Annotated in this window: 27 protein-coding genes; 8 read left to right on the plus strand and 19 right to left on the minus strand. The window is 67.6% G+C overall.

The genetic code is table 11. The features are described 5' to 3' along the window. The first annotated feature begins 220 nt into the window (after positions 1 to 220). Together FY251_RS03795 and FY251_RS03800 are read left to right on the plus strand one after the other, a co-directional pair. Positions 221 to 2236 (plus strand): PAS domain S-box protein, encoded by a 2016-nt coding sequence (locus tag FY251_RS03795; protein WP_148413512.1) that lies wholly within the window; start codon positions 221 to 223, stop codon positions 2234 to 2236. Positions 2237 to 2376: 140 nt separating this feature from the next. Further along, positions 2377 to 4125, plus strand: coding sequence for a bacterio-opsin activator domain-containing protein (locus FY251_RS03800; RefSeq protein ID WP_148413513.1), 1749 nt, complete (start codon positions 2377 to 2379; stop codon positions 4123 to 4125). 29 nt (positions 4126 to 4154) lie between these two features. Here FY251_RS03800 and FY251_RS03805 read toward each other — a convergent pair whose 3' ends face one another. From FY251_RS03805 to FY251_RS03835, 8 genes are all read right to left on the minus strand, one after another. Continuing rightward, positions 4155 to 4547 (minus strand): response regulator transcription factor, encoded by a 393-nt coding sequence (locus tag FY251_RS03805; RefSeq protein WP_089778087.1) that lies wholly within the window; start codon positions 4545 to 4547, stop codon positions 4155 to 4157. A gap of 88 nt (positions 4548 to 4635) precedes the next feature. Continuing rightward, positions 4636 to 4842 carry a hypothetical protein gene (locus FY251_RS03810; protein WP_089778085.1) on the minus strand — a complete coding sequence of 69 codons (207 nt, stop codon included), beginning with the start codon at positions 4840 to 4842 and terminating at the stop codon, positions 4636 to 4638. 109 nt (positions 4843 to 4951) lie between these two features. Then, complete coding sequence (locus FY251_RS03815) at positions 4952 to 5332, minus strand: helix-turn-helix domain-containing protein (protein WP_004977164.1); 381 nt, start codon at positions 5330 to 5332, stop codon at positions 4952 to 4954. Positions 5333 to 5475: 143 nt separating this feature from the next. Continuing rightward, positions 5476 to 6516, minus strand: a complete 1041-nt coding sequence (locus FY251_RS03820) for a sulfite exporter TauE/SafE family protein (protein ID WP_222847821.1) — start codon at positions 6514 to 6516, stop codon at positions 5476 to 5478. Continuing rightward, entirely contained in the window at positions 6513 to 6662 is a 150-nt protein-coding gene (locus FY251_RS22435) for a hypothetical protein (RefSeq protein ID WP_187367329.1), read from the minus strand. The genes FY251_RS03820 and FY251_RS22435 overlap by 4 nt, the downstream gene beginning before the upstream one ends. 428 nt (positions 6663 to 7090) lie before the next feature. Continuing rightward, positions 7091 to 7555 carry a DUF6691 family protein gene (locus FY251_RS03825; RefSeq protein ID WP_148413514.1) on the minus strand — a complete coding sequence of 155 codons (465 nt, stop codon included), beginning with the start codon at positions 7553 to 7555 and terminating at the stop codon, positions 7091 to 7093. Beyond that, positions 7552 to 8043, minus strand: coding sequence for a YeeE/YedE family protein (locus FY251_RS03830; RefSeq protein ID WP_148413515.1), 492 nt, complete (start codon positions 8041 to 8043; stop codon positions 7552 to 7554). Before FY251_RS03830 ends, FY251_RS03825 begins: the two co-directional genes overlap by 4 nt. Then, positions 8044 to 9231, minus strand: coding sequence for an MBL fold metallo-hydrolase (locus FY251_RS03835; RefSeq protein ID WP_148413516.1), 1188 nt, complete (start codon positions 9229 to 9231; stop codon positions 8044 to 8046). Positions 9232 to 9498: 267 nt separating this feature from the next. Between FY251_RS03835 and FY251_RS03840 the strand changes: the two genes are divergently transcribed. After that, positions 9499 to 9750 carry a sulfurtransferase TusA family protein gene (locus FY251_RS03840; RefSeq protein ID WP_148413517.1) on the plus strand — a complete coding sequence of 84 codons (252 nt, stop codon included), beginning with the start codon at positions 9499 to 9501 and terminating at the stop codon, positions 9748 to 9750. Next, entirely contained in the window at positions 9747 to 10328 is a 582-nt protein-coding gene (locus FY251_RS03845; protein ID WP_148413518.1) for a DsrE/DsrF/DrsH-like family protein, read from the plus strand. Before FY251_RS03840 ends, FY251_RS03845 begins: the two co-directional genes overlap by 4 nt. Before the next feature lie 201 nt (positions 10329 to 10529). On the opposite strand, the gene FY251_RS03850 is transcribed toward FY251_RS03845, so the two are convergent. The 9 genes from FY251_RS03850 to mce all read right to left on the minus strand — a co-directional run bounded on the left by FY251_RS03850 (position 10530) and on the right by mce (position 20528). Then, positions 10530 to 11333 carry an N-acyl homoserine lactonase family protein gene (locus FY251_RS03850; protein ID WP_148413519.1) on the minus strand — a complete coding sequence of 268 codons (804 nt, stop codon included), beginning with the start codon at positions 11331 to 11333 and terminating at the stop codon, positions 10530 to 10532. 95 nt (positions 11334 to 11428) lie between these two features. Beyond that, positions 11429 to 12091 (minus strand): AIM24 family protein, encoded by a 663-nt coding sequence (locus FY251_RS03855; protein ID WP_148413520.1) that lies wholly within the window; start codon positions 12089 to 12091, stop codon positions 11429 to 11431. 103 nt (positions 12092 to 12194) lie between these two features. Next, positions 12195 to 13529 (minus strand): glutamate-5-semialdehyde dehydrogenase, encoded by a 1335-nt coding sequence (locus FY251_RS03860; protein WP_148413521.1) that lies wholly within the window; start codon positions 13527 to 13529, stop codon positions 12195 to 12197. After that, entirely contained in the window at positions 13522 to 14400 is an 879-nt protein-coding gene (proB, locus tag FY251_RS03865; RefSeq protein ID WP_148413522.1) for a glutamate 5-kinase, read from the minus strand. The genes FY251_RS03860 and proB overlap by 8 nt, the downstream gene beginning before the upstream one ends. After that, entirely contained in the window at positions 14393 to 15166 is a 774-nt protein-coding gene (proC, locus tag FY251_RS03870; protein WP_148413523.1) for a pyrroline-5-carboxylate reductase, read from the minus strand. Before proC ends, proB begins: the two co-directional genes overlap by 8 nt. A 93-nt stretch (positions 15167 to 15259) precedes the next feature. Beyond that, positions 15260 to 16411 (minus strand): acyl-CoA dehydrogenase family protein, encoded by a 1152-nt coding sequence (locus tag FY251_RS03875; RefSeq protein ID WP_148413524.1) that lies wholly within the window; start codon positions 16409 to 16411, stop codon positions 15260 to 15262. Positions 16412 to 16503: 92 nt separating this feature from the next. Then, positions 16504 to 18165: a long-chain fatty acid--CoA ligase gene (locus FY251_RS03880; protein ID WP_148413525.1), complete on the minus strand. Its 1662-nt coding sequence runs from the start codon at positions 18163 to 18165 to the stop codon at positions 16504 to 16506. 92 nt (positions 18166 to 18257) lie between these two features. Further along, positions 18258 to 20141, minus strand: a complete 1884-nt coding sequence (gene menE, locus FY251_RS03885) for an o-succinylbenzoate--CoA ligase (RefSeq protein ID WP_148413526.1) — start codon at positions 20139 to 20141, stop codon at positions 18258 to 18260. Positions 20142 to 20144: 3 nt separating this feature from the next. Further along, a complete protein-coding gene (mce, locus tag FY251_RS03890) occupies positions 20145 to 20528 on the minus strand; it encodes a methylmalonyl-CoA epimerase (RefSeq protein ID WP_148413527.1) in 384 nt (127 codons plus the stop codon). 54 nt (positions 20529 to 20582) lie between these two features. Between mce and FY251_RS03895 the strand changes: the two genes are divergently transcribed. Together FY251_RS03895 and FY251_RS03900 are read left to right on the plus strand one after the other, a co-directional pair. Then, entirely contained in the window at positions 20583 to 20951 is a 369-nt protein-coding gene (locus tag FY251_RS03895; RefSeq protein WP_148413528.1) for a YbjQ family protein, read from the plus strand. 7 nt (positions 20952 to 20958) lie between these two features. After that, positions 20959 to 21297 carry a hypothetical protein gene (locus FY251_RS03900; RefSeq protein ID WP_148413529.1) on the plus strand — a complete coding sequence of 113 codons (339 nt, stop codon included), beginning with the start codon at positions 20959 to 20961 and terminating at the stop codon, positions 21295 to 21297. Between the two features lie 166 nt (positions 21298 to 21463). Here the strand turns inward: FY251_RS03900 and FY251_RS23035 are convergent, their stop codons facing one another. Both FY251_RS23035 and FY251_RS03910 read right to left on the minus strand, forming a co-directional pair. Continuing rightward, positions 21464 to 21748, minus strand: coding sequence for a hypothetical protein (locus FY251_RS23035; protein ID WP_226908723.1), 285 nt, complete (start codon positions 21746 to 21748; stop codon positions 21464 to 21466). Between the two features lie 303 nt (positions 21749 to 22051). Then, complete coding sequence (locus tag FY251_RS03910; protein WP_148413530.1) at positions 22052 to 23728, minus strand: methylmalonyl-CoA mutase; 1677 nt, start codon at positions 23726 to 23728, stop codon at positions 22052 to 22054. 157 nt (positions 23729 to 23885) lie between these two features. Here FY251_RS03910 and FY251_RS03915 point away from each other — a divergent pair, with 157 nt between their 5' ends. Together FY251_RS03915 and FY251_RS03920 are read left to right on the plus strand one after the other, a co-directional pair. Continuing rightward, positions 23886 to 24554, plus strand: a complete 669-nt coding sequence (locus FY251_RS03915) for an O-methyltransferase (protein WP_148413531.1) — start codon at positions 23886 to 23888, stop codon at positions 24552 to 24554. Positions 24555 to 24655: 101 nt separating this feature from the next. Further along, positions 24656 to 25198: a DsrE family protein gene (locus FY251_RS03920; protein WP_148413532.1), complete on the plus strand. Its 543-nt coding sequence runs from the start codon at positions 24656 to 24658 to the stop codon at positions 25196 to 25198. Positions 25199 to 25281 lie beyond the last annotated feature (83 nt).

A 25281-nucleotide genomic window follows, 5' to 3' on the forward strand; every position in this document is an offset into this window, starting at 1 on the left:
GGGGGTGGGTTGTCGATTCCACCGTGGGGCCGTGCGGGCACGACGAGTGACCCGGGCAGGTCACTGTGGCCGTATAGTCGAACGGAGTGGTCGGTACTAATTCACGGCCCTACGTGGTTAGGTCCGACTCGGGGCGACCGAGAAACGCACAAGTCGGTGGGGGTTAGAGTCGGGGTATGCACGCACGACGGGACGCCCGTTCTCGGGGGGGTCGAACGGGATGACAGACGGGTCTCCGCGGTCGGGCGGCGAGCCGTCGGTCACCGAGCGCGAACTGCGCCAGCGGCTCGACATCCTCGCGACGTTCAACGAGGTCGTCGCGGACGTAAACGAGATAATCGTCGACGCCGCCGGGCGCGAGGACATCGAACGGCAGGTCTGCGAGCGACTCGTCCGGACCGGCGAACTCCGGTTCGCGTGGGTCGGCGTCGTCGACGAGACGACGGGCGACGTGGAGCCGACCGCGTGGGCCGGCGTCGAGGACGGCTACCTCGACGAGATAGACGTGTCTGTGTCGGCGGAGCGCCCCGAGGGGAACGGCCCCGTCGGCCGGGCGGTCCGGTCGAACGCGGTGCAGGCGACCCAGAGCGTCGCCGACGACCCGGCGTTCGGGGCGTTCCGGGAACCGGCGCTCGAACGCGGCTACCGCTCGGCGGCGTCGGTCCCGCTCGTCTACGACGACGCGCGCTACGGCGTGCTCACGATGTACGCCGAACACGAGCGGGCGTTCACCGCGGAGCTCGCCGAGCCGATTTCGAACCTCGGCCACGCCGTCGCCCACGGCATCGACACCCGCGTCCGGCGGGAGCGCGAGCGCGAACTCGAACGCCGCGAGCAGGCGTTTTCGCGCATCGTCGAGAACATCGAGGAGTACGCGCTGTTCCGGCTCGACGCCTCGGGGCGCGTCGAGAGCTGGAACCGCGGCGCGGCGGCCATCAAGGGCTACGACACGGAGGAGATACTCGGGAAGCACATCGAGACGTTCTACACCGACGAGGACGCCGAAGCCGGCCTGCCGGAGCGCCTCCTCGACCGGGCGCGGACCGAGGGCCGGGTCGAAAACGAGGGATGGCGGGTCCGTGCCGACGGCACCCGCTTTTGGGCGTCTGTCACCATCACCGCCCTGACCGACGACGCCGGCGAGGTCATCGGCTTCGCCAAGGTGACCCGCGACATGACCGACCGGAAGCGCCGCGAGCGGCAACTGGACGCGGTGTTCAACAGCACCTTCCAGCACATCGGGCTGGTCGACCCCGACGGGACGGTCCTCCGGGTGAACGACGCCGCGCTCGAATTCGTCGACGCCGACCGCGACGACATCGTCGGGCGTCGAGCGTGGGAGACGCCGTGGTGGCGCGGCCACGACGAGCGCGTCGCCGACCTCCGGGCGGACCTCGACCGCGCGGCCGACGGGGAGTTCGTCCGCCACGAGGTCGAAATCGACCGCGATGACACCGGCCGGCCGGTCGTCATCGACTTCTCCGTCACGCCGGTCCACGACGACGAGGGCGAGGTGTCGTTTCTGGTCCTCGAAGGCCACGACATCACCGCCCGAAAGGAGCGGGAGCGGGCGCTCCGCCGCGAACAGGAGCGACTGGAGTTCGTGAACCGCATCATCCGCCACAACCTCCTGAACGGGCTGAACGTGGTCGGCGCGCGGGCGGACATCGTCGAGGATTTCGTGGACGGCCCGGGGGTGACGCACCTCGAAACGATACAGGGTCGCGTCCGCGAGATGACCGAGTTGGTGGGGACGATGCGGACGTTCATGAAGGTCATCGTCGAACGCGAGTCCCACGAGTTCCGCCCGCGCCGAATCGACGAGGCGGTCGGCCACGCCGCGGAGTCGCTCCGGCGGGAGTCCGACGCCGCGAGCGTCGCGGTCGGGCGACTGCCGGAGATTTCGGTCGTCGCCGACGACCTGCTGGACGAGGTCGTCGAGCACCTGCTGAAGAACGCCGTCCAGCACAACGACAAGCCGAACCCCGCGGTCGAAGTCGAGGTCGCCGCCGGCGACGACGCGGTCGAACTCCGCGTCTCCGACAACGGGCCGGGCGTCCCCGACGAGGAGAAACACCGCATCGTCGACCAGCGCATCGAGGACCTGTCGAACCCGGGCAACGGCTTCGGCCTGTTTCTGGTCCGAGAAATCGTCGAGAGCTACGGCGGGGCGGTCGGAATCGAGGACAACGACCGCGGCGGGGCCACGTTCGTCGTCACCCTCCCGCGAGCGTGAGTTCGGTCCGCGTTCACCCCGCCTTCGGCGGCGGAAACCGACCGTCGGAGACCGGCGATTCGGGTCGCCGTACCGCCTAAATTCCACCTTCTGCGATGGGCAGATATATTACTGTTCGCCGTTACTGTGTGCTCGATACGATGGTCACCGAACGCTCGGCGCGCGAGAGCCCCGACCAGCGGGCCGCCGAGCAGGTCGTCCTCGTGGTCGACGACGACGAGGACCTCGCGGACACCTGCCGGTACTGGCTCGACGGCGAGCGGTTCGCCGTCGAAACCGCCTACGGCGGACAGGAAGCCCTCTGCCGACTCGACGACACCGTCGACGTCGTCCTCCTCGACCGCCGGATGCCGAACGTCACGGGAGACGACGTGCTCGAAGAGATTCGCGAGCGCGGCCTCGACTGCCGCGTGGCGATGATGACCGCGGTCGAACCCGACACCGACATCGTCGACATGCCGTTCGACGCCTACCTCGTCAAGCCCGTCTCGGAGTCGGACGTCAAAGAGACGGTCGAGGAACTGCTCGTTCGGGCGGGGTTCGACTCCGAGGTCCGCGAGTACTTCGCGCTCGAATCCACCGAGGCGGCGCTGGACAGCCGCGACGTGGAGGAGCTCCGCGAGCCGGAGGCGCTGTCCGACCTGCGCAGCCGCTTGGAGGCGGTGCGGGCCGAACACGAGGCGGCGATTCGAAACCGCGAGGCGCAGCTCGACCGCCTGAACCGGACCAACGAGCTCCTCCGCGACGTCGACCGGGCGCTCATCGACGCGCGCACCCGCGACGAAATCGAACAGACCGTCTGCGACGCGGTCGCGAGCGCCCACGAGGCCGCGTTCGTCCTCAGGCGCACCGCCGCGGGGTCGCTCCGGTGTACCGCGGCGGCGGGCCACGGCCTCGACCCCTCGGGCGTCGACCTCGCGTTCGTCGACGAGGCGTTCGGCATCGACGGGACGGTCGAAGACGGCTTCGTCTTCGAGGACGTCTCGGAGGCGCACCGCGCGGCCGTCTTCGGTGAGGACGCCGCCGACCTCGGCGCGGTGTCGGCGCTCTGTGTCGCCATCGGCTACCGCGAGACGATGTACGGCGCGCTCGTCGTCTACGACGAGACCGACGGCTTCGACGACGAGTCCGCCGCGCTGTTTTCAGACCTCGGAGCGACCGTCGGCAACGGCATCAACGCGACCCAGAGCAAACAGCTTCTCAACGGCGACAGCGTCGTCGAACTGGAGTTCCAACTCGGCGGCGGCGGCGGCCTGCTCGCCCGGCTCTCGGCGGCGCTCGACTGCCGGTTTTCGCTCGACGGCGTGACCGGTCTCGACGACGGCCTCACCTGTTTCGTCAGCGTCGCGGGCGCGTCGGGGAGCGACGTGGTCGCGGCCGCAATCGAGTCCGACGACGTCTCGCAGGCCCGCGTCGTCTCCGACGGCGACGAGGAGTCCGTCGTCGAACTCCGCACCGACGCCGAGACGGTACTTTCGACCGCCATCGACCACGGCGCGAGCGTGGAGCGGTTGACGCTCTCGGAGGGCAGCGGGAGTCTCGCGCTCCACGTCGCGGCCGACGCCGACCACGGCGCGCTCGTAGAGGCGGTGACGACGGCCGCACCGGGCGTCTCCGTCGTCGCAAAGCGCGAGGTCGAGCGGTCCGTCCAGTCGCCGGACTCCTTCCGGCAGGCGCTCGACTCGAAGCTGACCGACCGACAGCGGACGGTCCTCGAAACGTCGCTCGTCTCCGGCTACTTCGAGTGGCCCCGCGGGAGCACGGCCGAGGAGGTCGCCGACTCGCTCGGCATCTCGCCGCCGACGCTCCACGAGCACCTCCGGACGGCGGAGCGGAAGCTCATCGAGACGTATTTCGACGAGCTGAATCCGGCACCGGCGAACGATTAGCGGCCGGGAGCTACGGGCAAGAGAGGCGTTTATTCGAGTTTTGCTCCGGGCGCGTCGCCGACGAGTCGAGCGGCGGCGTCGAAGACGTCGCGTTTGGTGACCGGCTTCGTGAGCACGTCGTCCACGGGGAGGGCGGCCAGTTCGTCGCCGGGCGAGGCGCTGAGCATGACGACATCGAACGACGACGGGTCGACTCGGCGGCGGAGTTCTTCGAGGACGGACTCGCCGGAGAGACCGGGGAGGTTGCGGTCGAGGAAGACGAGGTCGACGTCGTCGTCGAACGCCTGGAGGGCCTCGTGTCCGGAGTAGGCGACCCGGACGCGGTAGCGGCGTTCGAGCCACAGCGCGAGGCTGTCGGCGAGGGCGGCCTCGTCGTCGACGAGGAGGACGGTCGGCGCGTCGGGTGTGTGAGATTGTGTCATGTCTCGGACCGTGGCTACGTCGGCGTCGCGGGCGTGGTCGTTCGAACTCGGATGCGGTTGGAGGTCGGTCGCCGGTCGGGAGCGTCGTTCACGCGTCGTTCATGCGCTGGGACTGCGTGTTCCCGCAGCGCGTACAGCGCGTGACGCGGTACGGCTCGCGGGAGAACTCGCGGTTCTCGCGTTTCCGGCTCTCGGTCTTGATTTCGATGGAGACGTCGTGAGGCGTCCGCGACTCACACGACGGGCACTCTTCGACGAACTCGTTGTTTCGGGGACTGCTTTTACTCTTCGACATGGAGTGGACGTAGCAGTAGCTAGGAACTCAGTGCCGTTGAATACGGAACCTAATTGATTTGGGACGCGGACGAATCGAGAGGCGGCGGCCGCTCGTCGGCCGAGGTGACTCACTCCGCGGGGACGATCTTCTCGTCGTACTTGTCGCGGAACTCTTGGATGAGCGTGCCCATCTGGGCGTACCAGTCGTTGAGCATGCGCTGCATGTCGTCTGCGACCTCGTTGGGGTCGGTCGGGTGGTAGACGTGGTAGTAGCCGCCGTGTTCGTAGTTCACCTGTTCCTTCTGGATGAGCCCCGCCTGCAGCAGGCGCTGGATGGAGCGGTAGGCGGTCGAGCGCTCCCGTTCGACCGCTTCGGCGACCTCGTCGACGGTCAGGTGTTCGTCGGTCTCGACGAGCACCTCGAAACACCGTCGGTCGAGTTGCTTCAGTCCGTGGAGACACTCAAGGAGCCCCTCGCACTCCATGTCCGATTGCAGGTATTCGACCATCGAGCTAGCCATTATCGGTTCGGGCTACGTGGTCAGCCCTCAAAAGGGTTTGTATACTTTGCACAACACCGAGTGAGAAACGACCGCTCGGTGTCGCGGATTCGCGTTCGATGCGAGTGCGGTTCGCGTGCGAGCCGTCGCCCTCAATCGGCGGTCGAACTCCCGGCGGCCGAGGGCGCGCGCATGGACTTGACGGCGCTGTAGAGCACCGCGCCGGAGACCATGAGCGCCGACCCGAGGATGAGCGCGAGGCTGACGTAGTCGAGGACGCCCATGCCGAGGTAGTTCCCGGCCTGCCGCACGGCGACCGCGAGCGCGCCGAGGAGCAGCATCAGGCCGAAGTAAATCTTGATCTCGTCCTCGTCGACGATGGAGGTCGCGGCGGAGCCGACGCGCGCGCCGAGCGCCGACCCGGCGAGCAGCGGCGCGACGATAGAGAGGTCGACGCCGCCGGACTGCGCGTAGAGGAACGAACCGATGCCGCCCGAGAACATGATTTCGAACAGGTCGGTCCCGACCGCGATGGGCACCGGAACGCCGATGAGGTAGAACAGCGCGGGCATGCGGATGAAGCCGCCGCCGACGCCGAGGAACCCCGAGAGGAGTCCCGTGGCGAACGCGACGAGAAGCACCATCCACAGCGAGACCTTGACGCCGCCGCGGAGGGTTATCATCGGCGGCAGCGAGTAGCCCTGAATCTTCTTCGCCAGCTCGGGGATGTCGTCGGCGTCGATGTCGGCGTCGCCGTCCACGTCGTGGCTGACGCCGCCGTCGCCGCCCTTCAGCGCCTCGTAGGTGACGAACAGCCCGATTCCGCCGAGAAGCAGCACGTACGTGACGCTGATGATGTTACCGGCGAGTCCGAGTTCTTCGAGGTAGAGGACGATTTCCTTCCCGACTTCGAGGCCGACCGTGGTCCCGATAATCATCGAGACGCCGAGTTTGTAGTCGACCTGTCCGAGGTCGCGGTGTTTCAGCGTCGCGATGACGGAGGTCCCGAAGACGAACGCGAGCCCGGAGCCGACGGCCACGCGCGAGGGGTAGCCCATGACGAGCAGCGCGGGCGTCACGAGGAACGACCCGCCCATGCCGAAGAAGCCGAACAGGACGCCGATGAGGACGCCGAACGCGACGAAAAGCGCCAGCATCCCGGCCGACATTCCGAGTAGCTCGAACACGCTCACTCACCACCGATGGCCTTCCGCACGGACGGCCCCACCGCGGCGGTTAGCGCGCCGTAGCCGACGTACAGCACCATCGCCTCGACGAGAACGATGCCGACGAGCGTGGCCGCCTGCGCGTTCCCGCTCAACGTCTCGATTCCGAACATCTTACCAGCACCCCTCGGAGCGCCCGGCATGTATTGTACGAATCATACTTTCTTGTACAACGCTGGCTAACCGGAGTGAGGATATAACGCTTTTGGGAATACTGTGCAAGACCATATCTCCATTGCATACCCATAAGTTATAGAACTGGCATAGAAATACCACTCAGATTGGGACTGATTTGTATTACACGACGTTACGAACATAAATCACCGCTACCTATGACAAAATAGTTGTTTGCTTCTTGTGCAATACTATCTCCGACTGAGGTGAAATCACAGAATCCCGACAGAGAGGCGCTCGGCGGCGCTCGCGACCCCCCCGCTCGTGCTCGGTGGTTCACGAAAGGGAGGAGTCGGGCGCTTCGTCGCCGTTGCTCTGCGGCCGAGAGACGCGAAAAGAACGAAGTCGATTACGCCAGCGAGGGGGCTCAGTCGGCGGAGGTGCCGGTCGCGGCGCTGTCGGCGCGGCGGGCGCGCCAGAGCCCCTGTAGGTACGCGCCGACGAACATCCCGCCGATGGCGACGAGGATGGGGTAGTTGCCGACGCCGAGGCTGGCGTAGGCCGCGCCGGGGCAGATACCCGAGATGCCCCAGCCGGCACCGAAGACGACCCCGCCGACGACGACGTTCTTATCGAACGACTTCAGGCGGCGGCCGTAGTCGCGCCCGGTGATGGGCGCGCGGTCGCCGAACGCTTCGGCGAGGGCGAAGACGGTGCCGGTAACGACGGCGGCCCCGCCCATCACGAAGACGAGACCGAAGTCGTCGAACTGGAGGAAGTCGAGGACGACCTCCGGTCGGGCCATGTTGCTGACGGCGAGGCCGAACCCGAATATCAGGCCGCCCGCGACGACGACCAGCATGAATCCGAGTCCGCGTTCGTCGTCGCTCACGGCGACACCCCCAGCGCGCTCAGGAGCTGTGCGACCCCGATGGCGACGAGCATGAAGGTGGCGACGTTGACGAATGAGGTCCGCGAGCGCGAGCCGACGCCACAGACCCCGTGGCCGGACGTACAGCCCTTCCCGATGCGGGTGCCGACGCCGACGAGCACGCCGCCGACGGCGAAGCGCCACGGCTGGACGTCGGAGACCCACCAGCCGTCGCCGAACAGGACGGTGTAGAGCGCGGCCCCGGCGACGATGCTCAGGGTGAACACGACCCGCCAGTCCCGCGAGGCGACGTACTTCGCCTTGTTGAACCGCGGGAGGTCGGAGACGTACGACAGCGTCGATTCGAGGAAGGTGCTCGCGCCGGCGATGACGCCCGTCCCGAGGTAGATGACGGCGGTCCCGAGGCCGATGAGGAGGCCGCCGAGCGCGTAGTGCGCGATGCCGTTCGGGAAGAGCCCGTCGACGAGGAGCGGCGTCAGACCCGACATTTAGTTCGTCAGGGCTTCGTTGCTGGCCGCGCAGTTGTTCGGCCCGAGTTCGAGCTCGAAGGCGCGGTCGTCGTCCGACTCCTGCACGCCGAGGTTCGTCTCGATGATGTCGACGTAGTTGGCCGGCCGCGGCGGCATATCGGAGAGGATGAACTCAACGAACTCCTCTTTGGGCATCGACAGTGCGTCCATCGTGTCCTTCAGTTCCCCGAGCGTGGCGGTGTAACTGCCGTCGTCGGCGGGGATTGCCGCGTCGCTGAAGTGCGCGGAGGCGACGATGGCGTCGTCGTCGTGCGAGAGGACGCGCTCCTGCAGGGAGTCGTAGAGCATCCCGGCCGCGTCTGGTGCGCCCTCGTCCCCGTCTTCGAGGTCGGGGCGGGCGACCGACTCGATGAACAGGCCGTCGCCCGTAAAGAGCACGTTGTCGACCTTGTAGGTCGTCATGCCGGTCGTGTGTCCGGGCGTGTGGATGGCCTCGATGTCGGTGTCGCCGACGGTGAGCGTCGCGCCGTCCGCGACGGTCTCGTAGGGTGTGTCGTAGTCGACGCCGCGGTCTTCGGCGGCCTCGGGGATGACGCCCGTGACGCCGTACTCGTCGACCAGCGTGCGGACGCCGCTGATGTGGTCCGCGTGGATGTGCGTGTCGACGGCGTACTTCAGTTCCGCGCCGAGCGCCTTCGCGTCGGCGACGTACTCGTCGGCGAAGTAGCGAAGCGGGTCGACGACGGCGGCCTCGTCACCGTCGACGACGAGGTACGCCAGACAGCCGCTGGAGGGCCGCTGGTACTGCGCGACGAGCGCGTCGCCGTCGGTCTCCAGTTCGGTGTACTCGTAGATGCTGGCCCAGCCGTTCATGCCGCGTTCGAGCGCCACGGCGTCGTAGCCCTCCTGAATCAGGAGCCCGGCGACGTACTCCGAGGAGTGGCCCTTCGCACAGAGGACGACGAACTCCTCGTCTTCGGGCAACTCTTCGAACAGCGACTCGTCGAGCTCCTCGTCGAGGAACTCGAAGTAGGGGATGTTGACGTGCGAGACGTTCTCGCCGTCGATGCGCCAGTCCTCGTGCTCCGACGGCACGCGGTTGTCGAGGATGGTGAGCGCCTCGCCCTCGTCGATGCGGGCTTTCAGCGCCTCGGGTTCGATGAGTGGCACGTCGACGTCGAGTTCCGGCAGGTCTGGAACGGTCATGTATTCATCACCCACTATCGGGTGGTCAGACTTAAGCTTTCGGATGGTAGTTTGTATTTCTTGCAATATTCGTTCCAGATCCATCGGTCGAATCTAGTGCGATTTCGCACTCACGTGAGCGCACAATGAATCTTAGGCCCGCCAAACGCCTGTTATAGCCCGAGCGGTCGCATCTGATGAGGTATTGTGTAGTCTACCCAAGAACCGACACACTTTTACGAAGCACCCCTATATTGTGGAACACACCCAACACAGGTGACCTCGAAAATGAGTACATACGAACCCACCGAGACCCTCGACGTGAAAGGACTGTCCTGCCCGATGCCCGTCGTCAAGACCCGCGGCGCGGTCGACGACCTCGAATCCGGCGAGATTCTGCAGGTCGTGGCGACCGACTCCGGCAGCATGAGCGACCTGAAGGGCTGGGCCGACGCCACCGACGGCGTCTCCATGCTCGAACAGGAAGAGGCCGAGGAAGACGGCGACGCGGTCTTCCGCCACTTCATCCAGAAGGAATGAGCTCGGACGCCGACGCGCCCGTCGACGCGGGAGCCGACTCCGTCGAAGACCTCCGCGCGCAGGTCCAAGCCCTGCAAGCGGAGGTCTCGGACCTCCGGGAGGCGACCGACGACGACGGCCAGAAGTCGATGACCATCATCGCGACCAAAGGGACCCTCGACATGGCGTACCCGCCGCTCATCCTCGCCAGCACGGCGGCCGCCTTCGGCTGGGACGTCGTGGTCTTCCACACGTTCTGGGGGCTCGACATCCTCCACGAGGAGAAGTCGAAGAACCTGAAGCTCAGCGCGGTCGGCAACCCGAGCATGCCGATGCCGAACGCCGTCGCCGCGCTGCCCTTCATGGACAACGTCGCCACGAGCATGATGGAAAAGAAGATCAAGGAGAACGGAACGGCGACCATCGAGGAACTCATCGAGACCTCCCTCGACATGGGCGTCGACCTCCAGGCCTGCCAGATGACCATCGAGCTGATGGGCTACGACGAAGCCGAGTTCTACGACGGCGTCACCACCGGCGTCGGCGCGGCGACGGCCCTCCAGCACATGGCCGACGCCGACGTGCAGCTCATGATTTAGGCCGGCCGTCGTCTCCACCAGCCATCCAACCCTCCCACCCCAACCACCTCACTCCACCCGCACCACCATACCACCCCACCCCACCATCCCTGCGGGTCCCCCTTTTCACCTTCTTCGGACGCGACGAGAGCGGTCGCTGTCGCCCGCTCGGCGCGTGAGTCCAGAAAGATTCGAGCCCGACGAGCGCGCCGTCCGCCCGTTTCAGACGTTCCAGCCGTCGCCGAACGACTCGAACCGGGCGAGGTCGTGACCGAACAGCACGTCGCCGCCGGTCCGGCGTTCGAGTTCCTTCACTTTCTGGAGGCTGTCGAACCAATCGCGCTCGCTCCAGAGCAGGCCGGGGCCGAGCGGCACCTCGTCGGCGTAGTTGCCCTCGACGTAGCACTCGTCGCCCGCGACGAGCACGTCGCCGTCGGGCGTCTCGATGTGCGCGCCCAGCACGCCGGGGGTGTGTCCCGGCAGGTGAACGAGTCGGAAGCCGTCGAACAGCGTGTGTTCGTCGCCGTGGACGACGTTCCAGTTCAGGTCGCGGTCGAAGTCCGAGGCGAGATAGGCGATGGAGCCCTCGGTCGTCTTCGCCGAGTAGTACGCGAACTTCAGTTCCTCCTCGTGGACGTATATCGGGACGTCCGTCCCGGCGAATTCGGCGAGACCCCCCGCGTGGTCGAGGTGTAGGTGGCTCATCACCACGGCGTCGACGTCGGCGAGGTCGTAGCCGACCGAATCGAGGTCGCCTTCGAGCGTGTGCTCCGCGGCGTCGACGTACTCGAACGCCTCGTACAGCGGGGCGGGCCAGTAGCCGTCCCCCGCCTCCGGGTTCGCTCCGGTATCCCACAGCACCGTCCGGTCGGGGCCGTCGACGACGGCGTTCCAGACGACGAACTCGGCCGTTTCGTGGTCGGGGCTCCGGTTCGACGCGCTTCCCATGGTGTACCCGTCGAGGACGTAACCCATATCCGTGAGAACGCGACCCCGGTCGACCAGGCGGACGCTGATGTCACCCATACCCCGGGGTTCGGACGGAGCGACCATAACCGTTCAGGCAGCCAATACATCTCCGTCGAGCGCAAAACGGGAGTCGGTCGGGGCGGAGAAAACGACTACTCGCCGGGGCCGACTTCCTCGAACGGCTGGACGATGACGAAGCCGTCGTCGCCCGCGAATTCGAGCTGGTAGGACTCGCCCGACGAGCGACCGAGCAGGCCCTTGATGTTGATGTCGCGGTTCGACGACGGCGAGACGTTGCCGCTCCAGGCGACGGTCGCGTTGGGGTCGGTCTTCGCCGGCGTCTGGAGGACGACCGGCTCGCCGTGGGTCGTGATGGCGACGTGGCCGGGGCCTTCGAGGAAGACGTTGAACAGGCCGCCAGAGGAGGTGCCGGCGATGCTCGTCAGCATCTTGATGTCCCAGTTCACGCTCGACTCGAACGCGAGCACGTCGTTGCCGTTGACGCTCAGTTCCTCGCCCGCGTCGAGTTCGAGAATCTGGACCTCCTTGCCCTGGTCCGCGAGGTAGAGGTGGCCGGTGCCGGTCGCCTGCATCATGACGTCGCCCTCGCCGGTGGCCTTCTTCTTGAGCATCCCCGTCAGACCGCCGGCGGACTTGCGCTCGAAGGAGATGTCGCCGGTGTAGCCGACCATCGACCCGGCTTTCGCCATGACCTCCCCGTCGAGGGCCACGTCGAGGAGTTTCGAGTTTTCGAGTTCGAAGGAGTCGCCGCCTTCGGACGGTGCGTGCGTGCTGACGAATTCGTCTAAATCCATTGGAGTCACCGAGTCGCAGCGGAGACGACTCTACCGGAGAGGCGACTGTCAGGGATATAGTTCTGTTTGCCGCGAAAAAACCGGACCCGAACCGCCGGCGCGCTCAGTCCCGTCGGCTTCGGTGGCCGGGGTTCCAGTCGGCGTCGAGCGCCTCGTGGGTGAAGGGGACGGCGTCCTCGCCGGCGTAGGTGGCGACCAACTGGCCGTCGCCTTCGAGGTAGTACTTGTAGGTCGTCAGCCCTTCGAGACCGACCGGGCCGCGGGCGTGAATCTTGCCCGTCGAGATGCCCACCTCGGCCCCGAGGCCGTAGCGGTAGCCGTCGGCGAATCGGGTCGAGGCGTTGTGGAAGACGCTGGCGGCGTCGACGCCGGTCATGAACGTCTCCGCGCGCTCGGCGTCGTCGGTGACGATGGACTCGGTGTGTTTCGAGCCGTGGGCGTTGATGTGGTCGACCGCGTCGTACAGGTCCGAGACGACCTTGACGGAGAGTTCGAGGTCGCCGTACTCGGTGTCCCAGTCGTCGTCGGTCGCGGGGTCGATATCGACGTGTTCGCGGGTCGCCTCGTCGCCGCGGAGGACGACGCCCTCGTCGCGGTAGCGTGCGACGACCGCGGGCAGGAAGTCGGCGGCGACCGCCTCGTCGACCAAGAGCGTCTCGACGGCGTTGCAGACCGCGGGGTACTGCACCTTCGCGTCGAGGGCGATGTCCGCGGCCATGTCGAGGTCGGCCGCCTCGTCGACGTAGACGTGACAGATGCCCTCGGTGTGGCCGAGCACGGGAATCTGGGTGTTGTCCTGGATGTAGCTGACGAACTCCGAGGAGCCGCGGGGCATCACGAGGTCGACCATGTCGTCGAGTTCGAGCAGGCGGTCGACCTCCTCGTGGGCCTCGATGAGCGTCGCCCAGCCGTCGGGGAGCTCCTCGGTCGCGGACAGAATCGTCTCGTACAGCACGCGGTTCGACTCGCTCGCCTCGCTGCCGCCCTTGAGGATGACGGCGTTGCCGGACTTCAGCGCCAGCGCGGCGATTTGGACGAGCGCGTCGGGCCGCGACTCGAAGATGGTCGCGACGACGCCGATGGGGACAGACAGCTTGTACAGTTCGAGGTCGTCGTCCAGCTCTCTCGCTTCCAGCGTCTCGCCGAGGGGGTCGTCCTGTTCGGCGACGGACTCGACCATCCCGGCGATGTCGTCGAGTTTCGCCTCGTCGAGTTTGAGGCGGTCGACGAGCGCCTGGGTGTACTCGCCGTCCGCGAGCATCGCCTCGGCCTCTGCGACGTCCTCGCGGTTGGCCGCGAGAATCGCCTCGCCGTTGTCGCGGATGGCGTCCGCGATGGCCCCGAGCGCGGCGTCGCGGTCGGCCGCGTCGACGTTGGCGAGGCGGAGCGCCGCCGACTGTGCCCGTTCGACCTGCGCGGTCGTGTCTCGCTCAGTCATCGGTCTCACCGTCGATGGGCAGGAACATTGTTCCCACCGATTCGCGCTCGGCGATCTTCGCCAACACGTCGGGTTCGGTCGACTGCGCGATGACGGCGGGGATGCCGTACTCGGCGGCGTCGCGCGCGCCCCGGACCTTCGTCTGGATGCCGCCGAAGCCGCCGGTCGAACTCGCGGTGACGACGTCCTCGACGTCGCCGTAGTTGTCGCCGACGACCTCGATGCGCTCGGCGTCGGGGTCCTCCTTCGGATTGCCGGTGTAGACGCCGCCCACGTCGGTGAGCGTCACGAGCAGGTCGACGCCGGTGCCGACCGCGATGTTCGACGAAATCATGTCGTTGTCGCCGATTTGGAGCTCCTCGGTGGCGACCGCGTCGTTCTCGTTGATGATGGGCACGACGCCCCACTCCAGAAGCGTCTCGACCGTGTTCCGGAAGTTGGTGAAGCGCTCGGGGTTCTCCAGGTCGTGCTGGGTGATGAGAATCTGGGCGACCTTCCGGTCGTAGCGCTCGAAGCTCTCGGTGTAGCGGTGCATCAGGAGACTCTGGCCGACCGTCGACAGCGCCTGCGACGCTTCGAGGGTGTCGCGGTCCGCCGTGGGGTGGTCGAGGCGGCCGATGCCGGCACCGACCGCGCCCGAGGAGACGAGAAGCACCTCCTTACCGCGCGAGAGCAGCGACTCGATGTCGTCGACGAGCTTGTCGAGCTTGTCGTCGTCGAGGTTGGAGTCCTCGTCGGTCAGCGAGTTGGTGCCGGCCTTGACGATGACGCGGTCCGCCTCGGCGGCGGCCTCGCGGGCGGCGGCGACCGCGTCGGGGTCGACGGCCGCGGTCGACTCCGACGCCTCCGTCGTCTCGCTCAGTTCACTCATCGGCGAACTCCTCCGCGAGCTCCTTCGACCGGCGCTCGGCCGCGACCACCGCCTCGGTGACGGCGTCGTCGGCGGCGCTGTCCCAGAGGACCTCCATCCCCTCGATGGTCGTCCCGTTGGGCGAGCAGACCGCGTCGATGAGTTCGTCGGCGGTGCGGTCGTCCTGCACGACGGTCTCGGCCGCGCCCTTGAACGTCTGGGCGGCGAGAATCTCGGCGTCCTCCTCGGAGAGTCCGCCCGCGATACCGGCCTGCGTGACGGCCTCGATGAGATAGAAGACGAAGGCCGGCCCGCTGCCGTTGACCGCGGTCGCGATGTCCATCTGCGACTCCTCGACCTCGACGAACTCGCCCACGTCCGAGAGGAGTTCGCGGACCTCGTCGGTCAGGTCGCCGGTCGCCGCCGCGGCCATGTCGCGGGTCTCGGCGGCGAGGTTCGGCATGATGCGGACGACGCGGGCGTCGGTGTGCGCCTCGACGAACGCGGTCGGGACGCCCGCGGCTATCGTGACGAGCGTCTGGTCGGGAGACAGGTCGAGTTCCGAGAGGACGGCCTCGACGATGTCGGGCTTGACCGCGACGAACACCACGTCCGCCTCGGCGGCGCGCGACACGTCGTCCGTCGTCGCTTCGCAGTAATCGGCGACCGCGGCGAGGGCGTCGGGGTCGAGGTCGCAGGCGACGACCGAGTGGCCGCCGGCCTTCCAGAGACCGGTGAGAAGGGCGCTCCCCATGTTTCCGCAGCCGATAACACTCGTGCGTACCATTGATGTTGACTCAAGGTACGAGGCTCAGATAGTAACTGCGTTCCGGTCAAGCGATGCCAAACCTAAAAACGAGTTGTCAGTTCCGGGGACCCCTCACAGCGCGCCCTGCCGGTAGATGAGGTTGCGCTGGATTTCGTTCGCGCCCTCGTAGATGACCGGGATGCGCGCGTCGCGGTAGACCCGCGAAATCTTGTACTCGTTGAGGACCGACCGGCCGCCGTGGAGTTGCATCCCGCGTTCGGCCACGTCGACGGCCGTCTCCGTCGATTTCGTCTTGGCCGCGGCCGCCCAGAAGCCGGCGTCCTCGCCGTTTGCGACCTTCTCGGCGGCGCGCCAGTTGAGCGCGCGGGCCGCCTCGAACTCCATTCGCATGTCGGCGAGGATGTGCTGGACCGCCTGGAACTCCGAGACGTTGCGGCCGAAGGCCTGCCGGTCGTGGACGAACTCCCACGCCTCCTCGATGGCGGCGGCCGCGAGGCCGAGGCTGTGGCCGCCGACGACGATGCGGCCGTGGTTGAAGAAGTCCGCGAGCATGTAGAAGCCGCCGCCCTCGGTGCCGATGAGGTTCTCCTCGGGCACCTCGCAGTCGTCGAAGACGATGTGCCCCTGCTTGGACGCGCGCATGCCCATCTTCTCGGGGATGTGTTCTGCCTCGTAGCCGGGCGTGTCCGTCGGCACGACGAACATCGAGTAGTTCGAGTAGCGGTCGTCGGTGTCGGCCGTCTTGGCGTACACCGTCAGCCAGTCGGCCTCGACGGCGTTCCCGACCCAGTACTTCTCGCCGTTGAGGACGTAGCCGCCGTCGGTCTTGTCGGCGGTCGTCTCCATGCCGGCCATGTCGGAGCCGGTCTGCGGTTCGGAGACCGCGAGCCCCGAAAGCTGCTCGTTTTCCGCGACCGGGCGGAGCCACGTCTCCTTCTGTTCCTCGCTGCCGTAGTCCTCCATAATCTCACAGCCGAACGAGGCGAGCTGGAGCGTCAGCGCGATGCCGGCGTCGGCGCGGTAGAACTCCTCGGAGATGGCGAGCATCTGCTGGAGGTCGAAGCCCTTCCCGCCGTACTCCTCGGAGATGTCCTGCGCGACCAGCCCCGCGTCCATCCCCGCTTGGAGGACCTCGTGGGGGTACTCGCCGGACTCGTAGTAGTCCGCCGCGACCGGTTCGATGTGCGCCTCTGCGAACTCGCGGGCCTCCTGCTTGAGGTCGCGGGCGTGTTCGGGCACGATGGAGTCGTCGAGAAGGTCCATACCGCGCCATCGGATTGTACAGTAAAAATAGTGTATGAAACTAGTATAAACTTCAAACTAGTTTCTTGTTAGATAAGTCGGCCGAGCCGCCGTCACTCGTCCGACGGGGCCTCCGAATCGGGCGTCTTGCCCTCGATGAGCGACGAGTCGTCGTACCGCTCGCGGAGCACCTTCTTGTCGAACTTGCCGGTCGCGGTCTTGGGTACTTCGTCGATGAAGACGACCTCGTCGGGGGCCCACCACTTCGGGAACTCGTCTTCGACGAGCGCGACGAGGTCGGCCTTCAGCGCGTCCTCGTCGACGCCGCCCTTCGGGACGATGAAGGCGACGGGACGCTCCTGCCAGCGCTCGTGGGGGACGCCGATGACGGTCGCCTCGGCCACGTCGTCGTGGGCCATGATGCTGTTTTCCAGTTCGAGCGACGAGATCCACTCCCCGCCGGACTTGATGACGTCCTTGGCCCGGTCGACGATTTGGACGTAGCCGTCTTCGTCCACGGTGACCACGTCGCCGGTCTTCAGCCAGTTACCCTCGTAATCTTCCTCGTTCGCGTCGGGTCGCTCGAAGTACTCGGTCGTCACCCACGGGCCGCGGACCCACAGTTCGCCGAACTCCTCGCCGTCCCACGGGACCTCGTTCCCGTCGTCGTCGACGACGCGCATCTCAAGCCCCGGCGCGAGCAGGCCCTGCTTGGCGCGCTTTCCGTACCGCTCCTCGGCGGGGAGGTCCTCCATCCCCGGCTTGAGGTGAGCGACGGTCCCGACCGGCGACATCTCCGTCATGCCCCACGCGTGGAGCACGTCCACGTCGTGTTCCTCGTCGAACCGGCGGATGACCGACTTGGGCGCGGCCGACCCGCCGATGACGATGCGTTCGAGCGACGAGACGTCCGCGTCGTGCTCGTCGAGGTAGTCGAGCAGGCCGAGCCACACCGTCGGCACGCCCGCGGTCATCGTCACGCCCTCCTCCTCGATGAGTTTCGCGAGGTCTTCGGGCGTCGGCGACGGGCCGGGATAGACGTGTTTCGCGCCCGCCGCGGTCGTCGAAAACGGCAGGCCCCACGCGTTGACGTGGAACATCGGGACGACCGGCATGATGACGTCCTTCGCGCCGATGTCGAGGCCGGACTCGGGGAGCGTCGCCATCGTGTGCGCCCACAGCATCTGCTGGGAGTACTCGACGCCCTTCGGCTGACCCGTCGTCCCCGAGGTGTAACACATCCCCGCCGGCTGGTCCTCCGGGAGGTCCGGCCAGTCGTACTCGTCGGGGTAGCCGGCGACGAACGACTCGTAGTCCGTCACCGGGGACAGCCCCACGTCGTCCGGCACTTCGGAGGCCATCACGACGAACTGCTCGACCGAGGCGAAGGCGTCGTCGTCGGCCGCGCCGGCGAGTTTCGGCGCGAGCGACGGGTCCACGAAGACGAGGCGGTCCTCGGCGTTCTCGACGATGTACTGGATGTGGTGGTCGGGCAGAAGCGGGTTGATGGTGTGCAACTGCGCGCCCATCGAGGGCACGCCGAAGTACGTCTCGAAGTGTCGGTTGTGGTTCCAGCAGAACGTCGCCACCCGGTCGCCGTCCCCGATGCCGGCGTCCGAAAGCGCCCCCGCGAGCCGCGCCACGCGTCCCTCGTACTCCGCGTACGTGTAGCGTTCCAGCCCTTCGGCGGTCCGAGAGACGATTTCGCGGTCCGGATAGAGCTTCCCCGCGCGCCACAGGAACGGCCGAAGCGTCTGGTTGGTAGCACCTACCATACCATGCCCTTGCGTCAAAACGTAATGATTGTTTGGAAACGACCCGCCGAGACGCGGGCTGTGGGTTCGGCGTCACCCGCGGGCGCGTTCACTCACTCGTCGCGGTCGAAGGCGAACTCGTCGCCGTCGACGCCGTCGTCCCCGCGGTCGCCGTCATCGGTGTCGTTCTCTGCGCTCTCGGCGTCGTCGTGTTCGTCCCCGCCGGCGCTCGCCTCACCGTCGTCGTCGACGCCGCGTTCGGCGTCCGCGACCGTCGCGTCGGCGTCGGCGTCCTCGTCGGTGTCGCTCGCGGGCGTCGCCTCGCCGCCGTCGCCTTCCGAACCGACCTCGGGCGCGCTCGGCTCGTCGCGTTCCCCGGCCGCCGCGCGCTCCGGTTCGGCCTCCGCGACGGGCTCGGCCGCGACCAGTCGCTCGCGGACCGCCTCGCGGTCGACCGTCCCCGAGACGGTCCGCGGGAGTTCGTCCGCGCTCGCGACCAGTCGCGGGCATTTGAACCCGGCGAGTCGCTCGCGGCAGAAGTCGTCGAGGTCGTCGTCGTCCGGCGGGTTCTCCGGGTCCGCGGGAACGACGAGGGCGGCGACGCGCTCGCCCCACTCGGCGTCGGGGACACCGAGCACGGCGGCGGCGTCCACCTCGGGGTGGTCCCGCAGGACCGCCGCGACCTCGCCGGGGTCGACGTTCTCGCCGCCGGTGATGATGCGGTCGTCCTTCCGGTTCAGGACGTACAGGAGGCCGTCGTCGTCGCGGTAGCCGATGTCGCCGGTCCGGAGACCGGCGTCGGTGAAGGCCTCGGCGGTCGCCTCGGGGTTCCGGTAGTAGCCGGGCGAGACGGTCGGCCCCGAGACGACGAGTTCGCCCGGCGTGCCGGGGTCGACGGGGGCCCCGTCCTCGTCGACGACCCGGAGGTCGGTGAAGTAGAGCGGCCGCCCGACGGTCCCCACGTCGGCGAACGCCTCCCGCGGGGTCGCGGTGGCGACCTGCGACGCCGTCTCGGTCATGCCGTAGGTCGGGTGGACCGGCACCGAGTAGTTCCGACAGCGCTCGACGAGCTCGTCGGGGGCGGGCGCGCCGCCGAGGAGCACCACGCGGAGCGAGTCCGAGAGCGTCCCCCGACTGTCGAGCATCCGCGTGAGCATCGTCGGCACGAGCGAGACGGCCGTGACGTCGTACTTGCCGATGTCGTCGGCCGCGCCGCCGGCGTCGAACCCCTCGCGGAGGACGACGGTCGACCCGTACAGCGGGCCGCGGAGGATCGGGCCGATGCCGCCCATGTGGTGCAACGAGAGCGTGACGAGCCACCGGTCGTCGGGAGAGACGCCGAGTCGGAACGCCCCGGCGACGGCGTTCGCGAGCAGGTTGCCCATGGTGAGTTTCACCGCCTTCGGCGTCCCGGTCGTCCCCGAGGTGAAAAGCAGGAGCATCGTCTCCGAGAGGGACCAGCCCGCCGGTTCGACCCGCTTCGGCGCGATGGACGAGAGGTTGATGACGCCCTCCCACCGCGGGTCGTCCACGGAGACGACGGGCACGTCGGTCGTGGCCTCGACCGCCGTCGACTCGGTGGACTCGCCGCAGACCAGCGTGGTCACGTCCGCGAGTTCGACGTTGCGACCGATTTCGTCGGCGGTGAGTCGGTCGCCGAGGGGGACGAGCACCGCCCCGAGCCGCGTCGCGGCGTGGATGAGTCGGACGTAGTCGACGCTGGGGTCCAAGACGACGCCGAGGTGGTCGCCGGCCTCGACGCCGAGGGCGGCGAGCTGGCCGGCGGTCTCGTCGACGAGCGCGTCGAGTTCGCGGAAGGTCCACGAGTCGCCGGTCGCGGCGTGGATGAGCGCCCGGCGGTCGGGCGTCGCGGCGACCCGGTGGGAGAGCCAGTCGCGCATCGGCCCGGCGAACCCGCCGCTCTCGCCGGCTGCGGCGTCGTCGGTCGAAGCGGAGTCGGCCGCGTCGGCCGCGTCGTCGGGAGAGTCGCCCGTCATCGCTCAGTGCGAGACGAACTCGACGAGGACGCCGCCGGTGGACTTGGGATGCAAGAAGGCGACCTCGTGGCCCCACGCGCCGGGGCGCGGCTCCTCGTCGATGCGGTCGACGCCGGCGGCCTCGGCGGCCCGGAGCGCGCCCTCGATGTCGTCGGTCTCGACGGCGACGTGGTGGATGCCGCCGCCGCGCTTGTCGAGGAACTTCGAGATGGCGCCTTCCCCGTGGGGTTCGAGCAGTTCGAAGTAGCCGTTTTCGAGTTCGAGGAAGACGACCGACATGCCGTCGAACGTCTCCTCGTGGGCCACGGGCGCGTCGAACAGCTCCGCGAACAGCGCGGCCAGTCCGGCGGCGTCGGACGTGGCGATTCCGACGTGGTCGAAGTGCATGTCTCCAGTTCGTCGGGCGCAACGGATAAAGCCAGACGGTTCGATATTCGTGTCATGATAGTAACGACAACGGAGTCGGTCGTCGGCCGCGACATCGAGGAGACGCTGGGAGCAGTCCGCGGGAACACGATACGCGCCCGGAACGTCGGCCGCGACATCACGCAGGGCCTCCGAAACATCGTCGGCGGCGAGCTCAAGTCCTACACCGGGCTGATGGCCGAGGCGCGCGACGAGGCGACGGAGCGGATGATAGCCGAGGCGGAGGCGATGAGAGCCGACGCCGTCGTCGGCGTCCGGTACGTGACCGCCGAGGTGGCGCAGGGCGCGGCGGAGATTCTGGCCTACGGGACGGCGGTCACGCTCGTCGGCGGCTCCGACGGCGACGCGGAACCCGCGTCCGAATCGAACGCCGACGTGGCGTGAGCCGACGATGACGATGACGACCCGGCGCGCCGCCCGCGACCCGCGGCGGTTCGCACGCGAATTCGCTCGACTCGCCACGGACCGGGCCACGCTCGCCGTCTTCGCCGTCCTCGCGGCCGCGTGGGCGGTCGGCTTCTTTGGCGTGGTGCCGATAGAAATCTGGGTCCTCGACTACCCCGCGCTGGTGGCCGCCTTCTTCTTCGACACGCTCGCGGCCAACGAGTTCGGCGTCCGCGAGACGGCGATGTTCTACCCGACGCTGGCCGTCTTCGGCTACCTCCAAGCGATGGCCGTCGTGGCGGTCGCTCGTGGGCTTCGGCGTCGGTTCGTCGAATCCGGGGAGTGACGGGACGGAGCGAAACGAGTCGGGAACGGAGCGCGGAAGGGCGCGTCAAGAGCGGGACGCGAGGGGCGTGATAACCGTGAGAGGCGTTCGGCGTGGGAGGCGCGCGGGAGCCGTGAGTGGGTGTGGGAATGGGTGTGGTGTGGGATTCACAGCGTTCGGTCGGGCCTCAGTCGCGGGCGGTCCGGGCGACCGTGACCTCGACGGGGACGCCGGGCACGTCGACCGTCAGCATCGAGCGGTCGGCCCGGGTGACGACGACGCGGGCGACGGCGACGACGGCGGCGACGGTGACGGCGACCGCGAGCGACGCCACGGGAAAGGTGACGACCGCGACGACCGCGGCCATCGACGCGAGCAGGACGGCCTGCGTCGCCAGCGAGGGCGCGGGTCGGTGATGGGAGGGGTGGTAGTCGGAGCCGGTACGACTGTCTCGGGGGCGTTGTCGTGACATTCGTCTGGTGAGGTGGACGATCGGATGCGATACCGGGGGCTCTCCGGTCGGAGAGCCCCGCAACGCGACGGCCGCCGCTACTCGAAAAACCGAGCGGCTGGTGGCGCGAACCTCGCGCCGACTGACGGCGACCGGGCGTGTGACGGGTTTAGAATGCGATAAGCGGCATCATAAGCCTCGATTGTGGCCACTCGGGGGGTGACAATAAAACTGGTCAGCCGGGCGAAAGTATAATTTATGTGTCTCGTTGACACGGGCCGGGGAGGTCGCCGGCGCTGGTCGTTCGGGCGTCGCGGGGGCGGCTCAGGCCATGCCGGGTTCGTACTCGCCGAACTCCTCGCGGAGGACGCCGCATATCTCGCCCACCGTCGCGTAGGCCTTGACCGCCGTGACGATGAGCGGGAGGAGGTTCTCGTCGCCGTTCGCGGCGGCGCGGATGTCCGCCAGGGCGGCCTCGACGGCCTCCTCGTCGCGGTCGTCCTTCCGGGCGTCGAGCGACTCGACCTGCTTTTGTTCTTCTTCCTCGGAGACCTCTTGGACCTCGACGGTCGGCTCCTCGTCCACCTGGTACTCGTTGACGCCGACGATGACGCGCTCGCCCTCCTCTATCTCGCGTTGGCGCTCGTAGGCCACGTCCTGTATCTCCCGCTGGACCCACTGGTTCTTGACGGCGTCGAGCATCCCGCCGCGGTCGTCCACCTCGTCGAGCAGGTCGAACGCCTCGCCTTCGATGTCGTCGGTCAGCGCCTCGACGTAGTAACTGCCCGCCAGCGGGTCGATGGTGTCCGCCGCGCCCGACTCGTGGGCGAGAATCTGCTGGGTGCGGAGCGCCGTCCGGACCGACTTCTCGGTCGGGAGCGACAGCGCCTCGTCCTTCCCGTTGGTGTGGAGCGACTGCGTGCCGCCGAGGACGGCCGCAAGCGCCTGATAGGCGACCCGGACGACGTTGTTCTCGACCTGCTGGGCGGTGAGCGTCGAGCCGCCGGTCTGGGTGTGGAACTTCAACTGCATCGACTTCGGGTTCTCCGCGCCGAAGCGCTCTTCCATGATTTTCGCCCACATCCGCCGGGCGGCGCGGAACTTCGCCACCTCTTCGAGGATGTTGTTGTGGGCGTTGAAGAAGAAGGATAACTGGGGGGCGAACTCGTCCACGTCGAGGCCGGCGTCGACCGCGGCCTGCACGTACTGGATGCCGTTGCCGAGGGTGAACGCGACCTCTTGAGCGGCGGTCGAGCCGGCCTCGCGGATGTGGTAGCCGGAGATGGAGATGGTGTTGAACTTCGGCGTCTCCGCCGCGCAGAACTCGAAGATGTCCGTGATGAGCCGCATCGACGGCTCCGGCGGGAAGATGTAGAGGTTCCGCGCGATGTACTCCTTCATGATGTCGTTCTGGATGGTGCCGCGGAGCTCCTCGCGGGGGACGCCCTGCTTGTCGCCGAGGGCGACGTACATCGCCAGCAACACGGCCGCCGGGGCGTTGATGGTCATCGACGTGGAGACCTCGCCGAGGTCGATGCCGTCGAACACCGTCTCCATGTCGTGGAGGCTGTCGATGGCGACGCCGGACTTCCCGACCTCGCCGGCGGCCATCATCGCGTCGGAGTCGTAGCCCATCTGCGTCGGCAGGTCGAACGCGAGCGACAGCCCCGACGAGCCGTTGTCGATGAGGTAGCGGAACCGCTCGTTGGTCTCGGCGGCCGTCCCGAAGCCGGCGTACTGCCGCATCGTCCAGAGCCGCCCGCGGTGCATCGTCGGATACACCCCGCGCGTGTAGGGCTTCTCGCCCGGGAAACCCACGTCCTCGTCGTAGTCCACGTCGGCGTCGTCGGGGGTGTAGAGCCGCTCGACGACGTTGCCGCCCGTGTCCGTCGTGAACTCCTCTTTGCGCTCCCCGAAGCGGTCGAGCGTCGGCCCCAGCGTCTCGTCTTCCCACTCGGCTTTCGCCTCCCGAATCTCTTCGAGCTCGTCGGGATCAAACATGGTCGAAGATGTGGTTCGTCTCTACTTAAGCGTACGCGGGTCGGCGAATCGCGGTCGCCGTCGCCGACCGCGACCGCGACGACCGAGAGAGTGACGGCGTCCCCGCGAAGGCGGCCGCGGCGACCGATTTTATGTCCCTCGCGCGCCCTGCTTCCGCATGGACATCCTGAGCGACGAGACGCGGCGGTTCCTCGCGGCGACCGCGCCCGAACACGACGCGGTGCAGGCCGAGATGGCAGCCTACGCCGACGAGCACGGCTTTCCCATCATCGGTCCCGAGGCGGGCGGCGTGCTGCGCGTCCTCGCGCACCTCGCGGACGCGACGCGGCTGTTCGAGTTCGGCTCCGGCTTCGGCTACTCCGCGACGTGGTTCGCCGAGGGGATGGCCGACGACGCCGAACTCTACCTGACGGAACACGACGCCCACGAACTCGACATGGCGCGGGAGTTCCTCGACCGCGCCGGCCTCGCCGACCGGACGACCTTCCTCGAAGGCGACGCGCTCGACCTGTTCGAGGGCGTCGACGGCGAGTTCGACCTCGTGCTCTTGGACCACCAGAAACACCGCTACGCCGAGGCGTTCGACCTCGTCTCCGACCGCGTCGCCGAAGGCGGCGTCGTCGTCGCCGACAACGTCATGCGCGGCCCGGTCGACTTCGGCGCGCTCACCGACTGGAGCGAAGGGCAAGCAGAGGCCCTCGACGGGGCCGACGCCGACACCCGCGGCATCGCGGCGTTCCTCGACGCGGTCCGGGCCGATCCGCGGTACGAGACCATCGTCCTCCCGGTCGGAAGCGGCCTCGCGGTCAGTACGCGGGTCGAGTGAGCGCGGGTCGCGCGACCGGGGATTATCACCCGTATAGCGGACCGCGGCGGGGCGCTTATCACCCGTGTAATAACGCCGATACGGTGCCGTCTACCGAATCGATGCGTAAGTCGAACACCAGACGCCGCTTTCTGGCAGTCACCGGCGTCGGCGCTGGGACCATCCTCACGGGGTGTCTCGGTGGTGCTGGGGACGAGTCGACCCAGACCACGACAGAGCCGCCTGACGAGGAGACCCAGACGCCAACCGAAGAGCCCGACCCGACGACCGAAGAGGACACGACCCCGTCCGAACCCGAATCCATGAGCACCGTCTTTCACTACTCCAGTCCCGACGAATCGAGCCAGCAACACGCCGTCGCCAACGTGGCGAACCTCCTCGAAACCGACCTGAACCTCGAAGACGTCGTTCTCGTCGCAAACGGCCGTGGAATCCGTCTTCTGACGAGCGAGGAGAGTGCCGTCGCGTCCAAAGTGAAGACCCTCATCGACGAGGGGGCGTCCTTCCGGGCGTGCGAAAACAGCATGTCCGCGCTCGACGTCACCGAGTCCGACCTCATCGAGGGCGTCGAGACGGTGTCCGCCGGCGTCGGTGAACTGACGAAACTGCAGTCGCAGGGCTACGCGTACATCGAGACGCCCTGAGCGGCCGCGTCGAACGCCTCGGAGTGAGACCGTGCGTCGGGACCGACGTTCGCCACGCTTTTGAGCGCTCACCCCGACGCTTC

Source organism: Haloferax sp. KTX1, from assembly GCF_902410085.1.
GTDB classification, from domain to species: Archaea; Halobacteriota; Halobacteria; order Halobacteriales; family Haloferacaceae; genus Haloferax; species Haloferax massiliensis.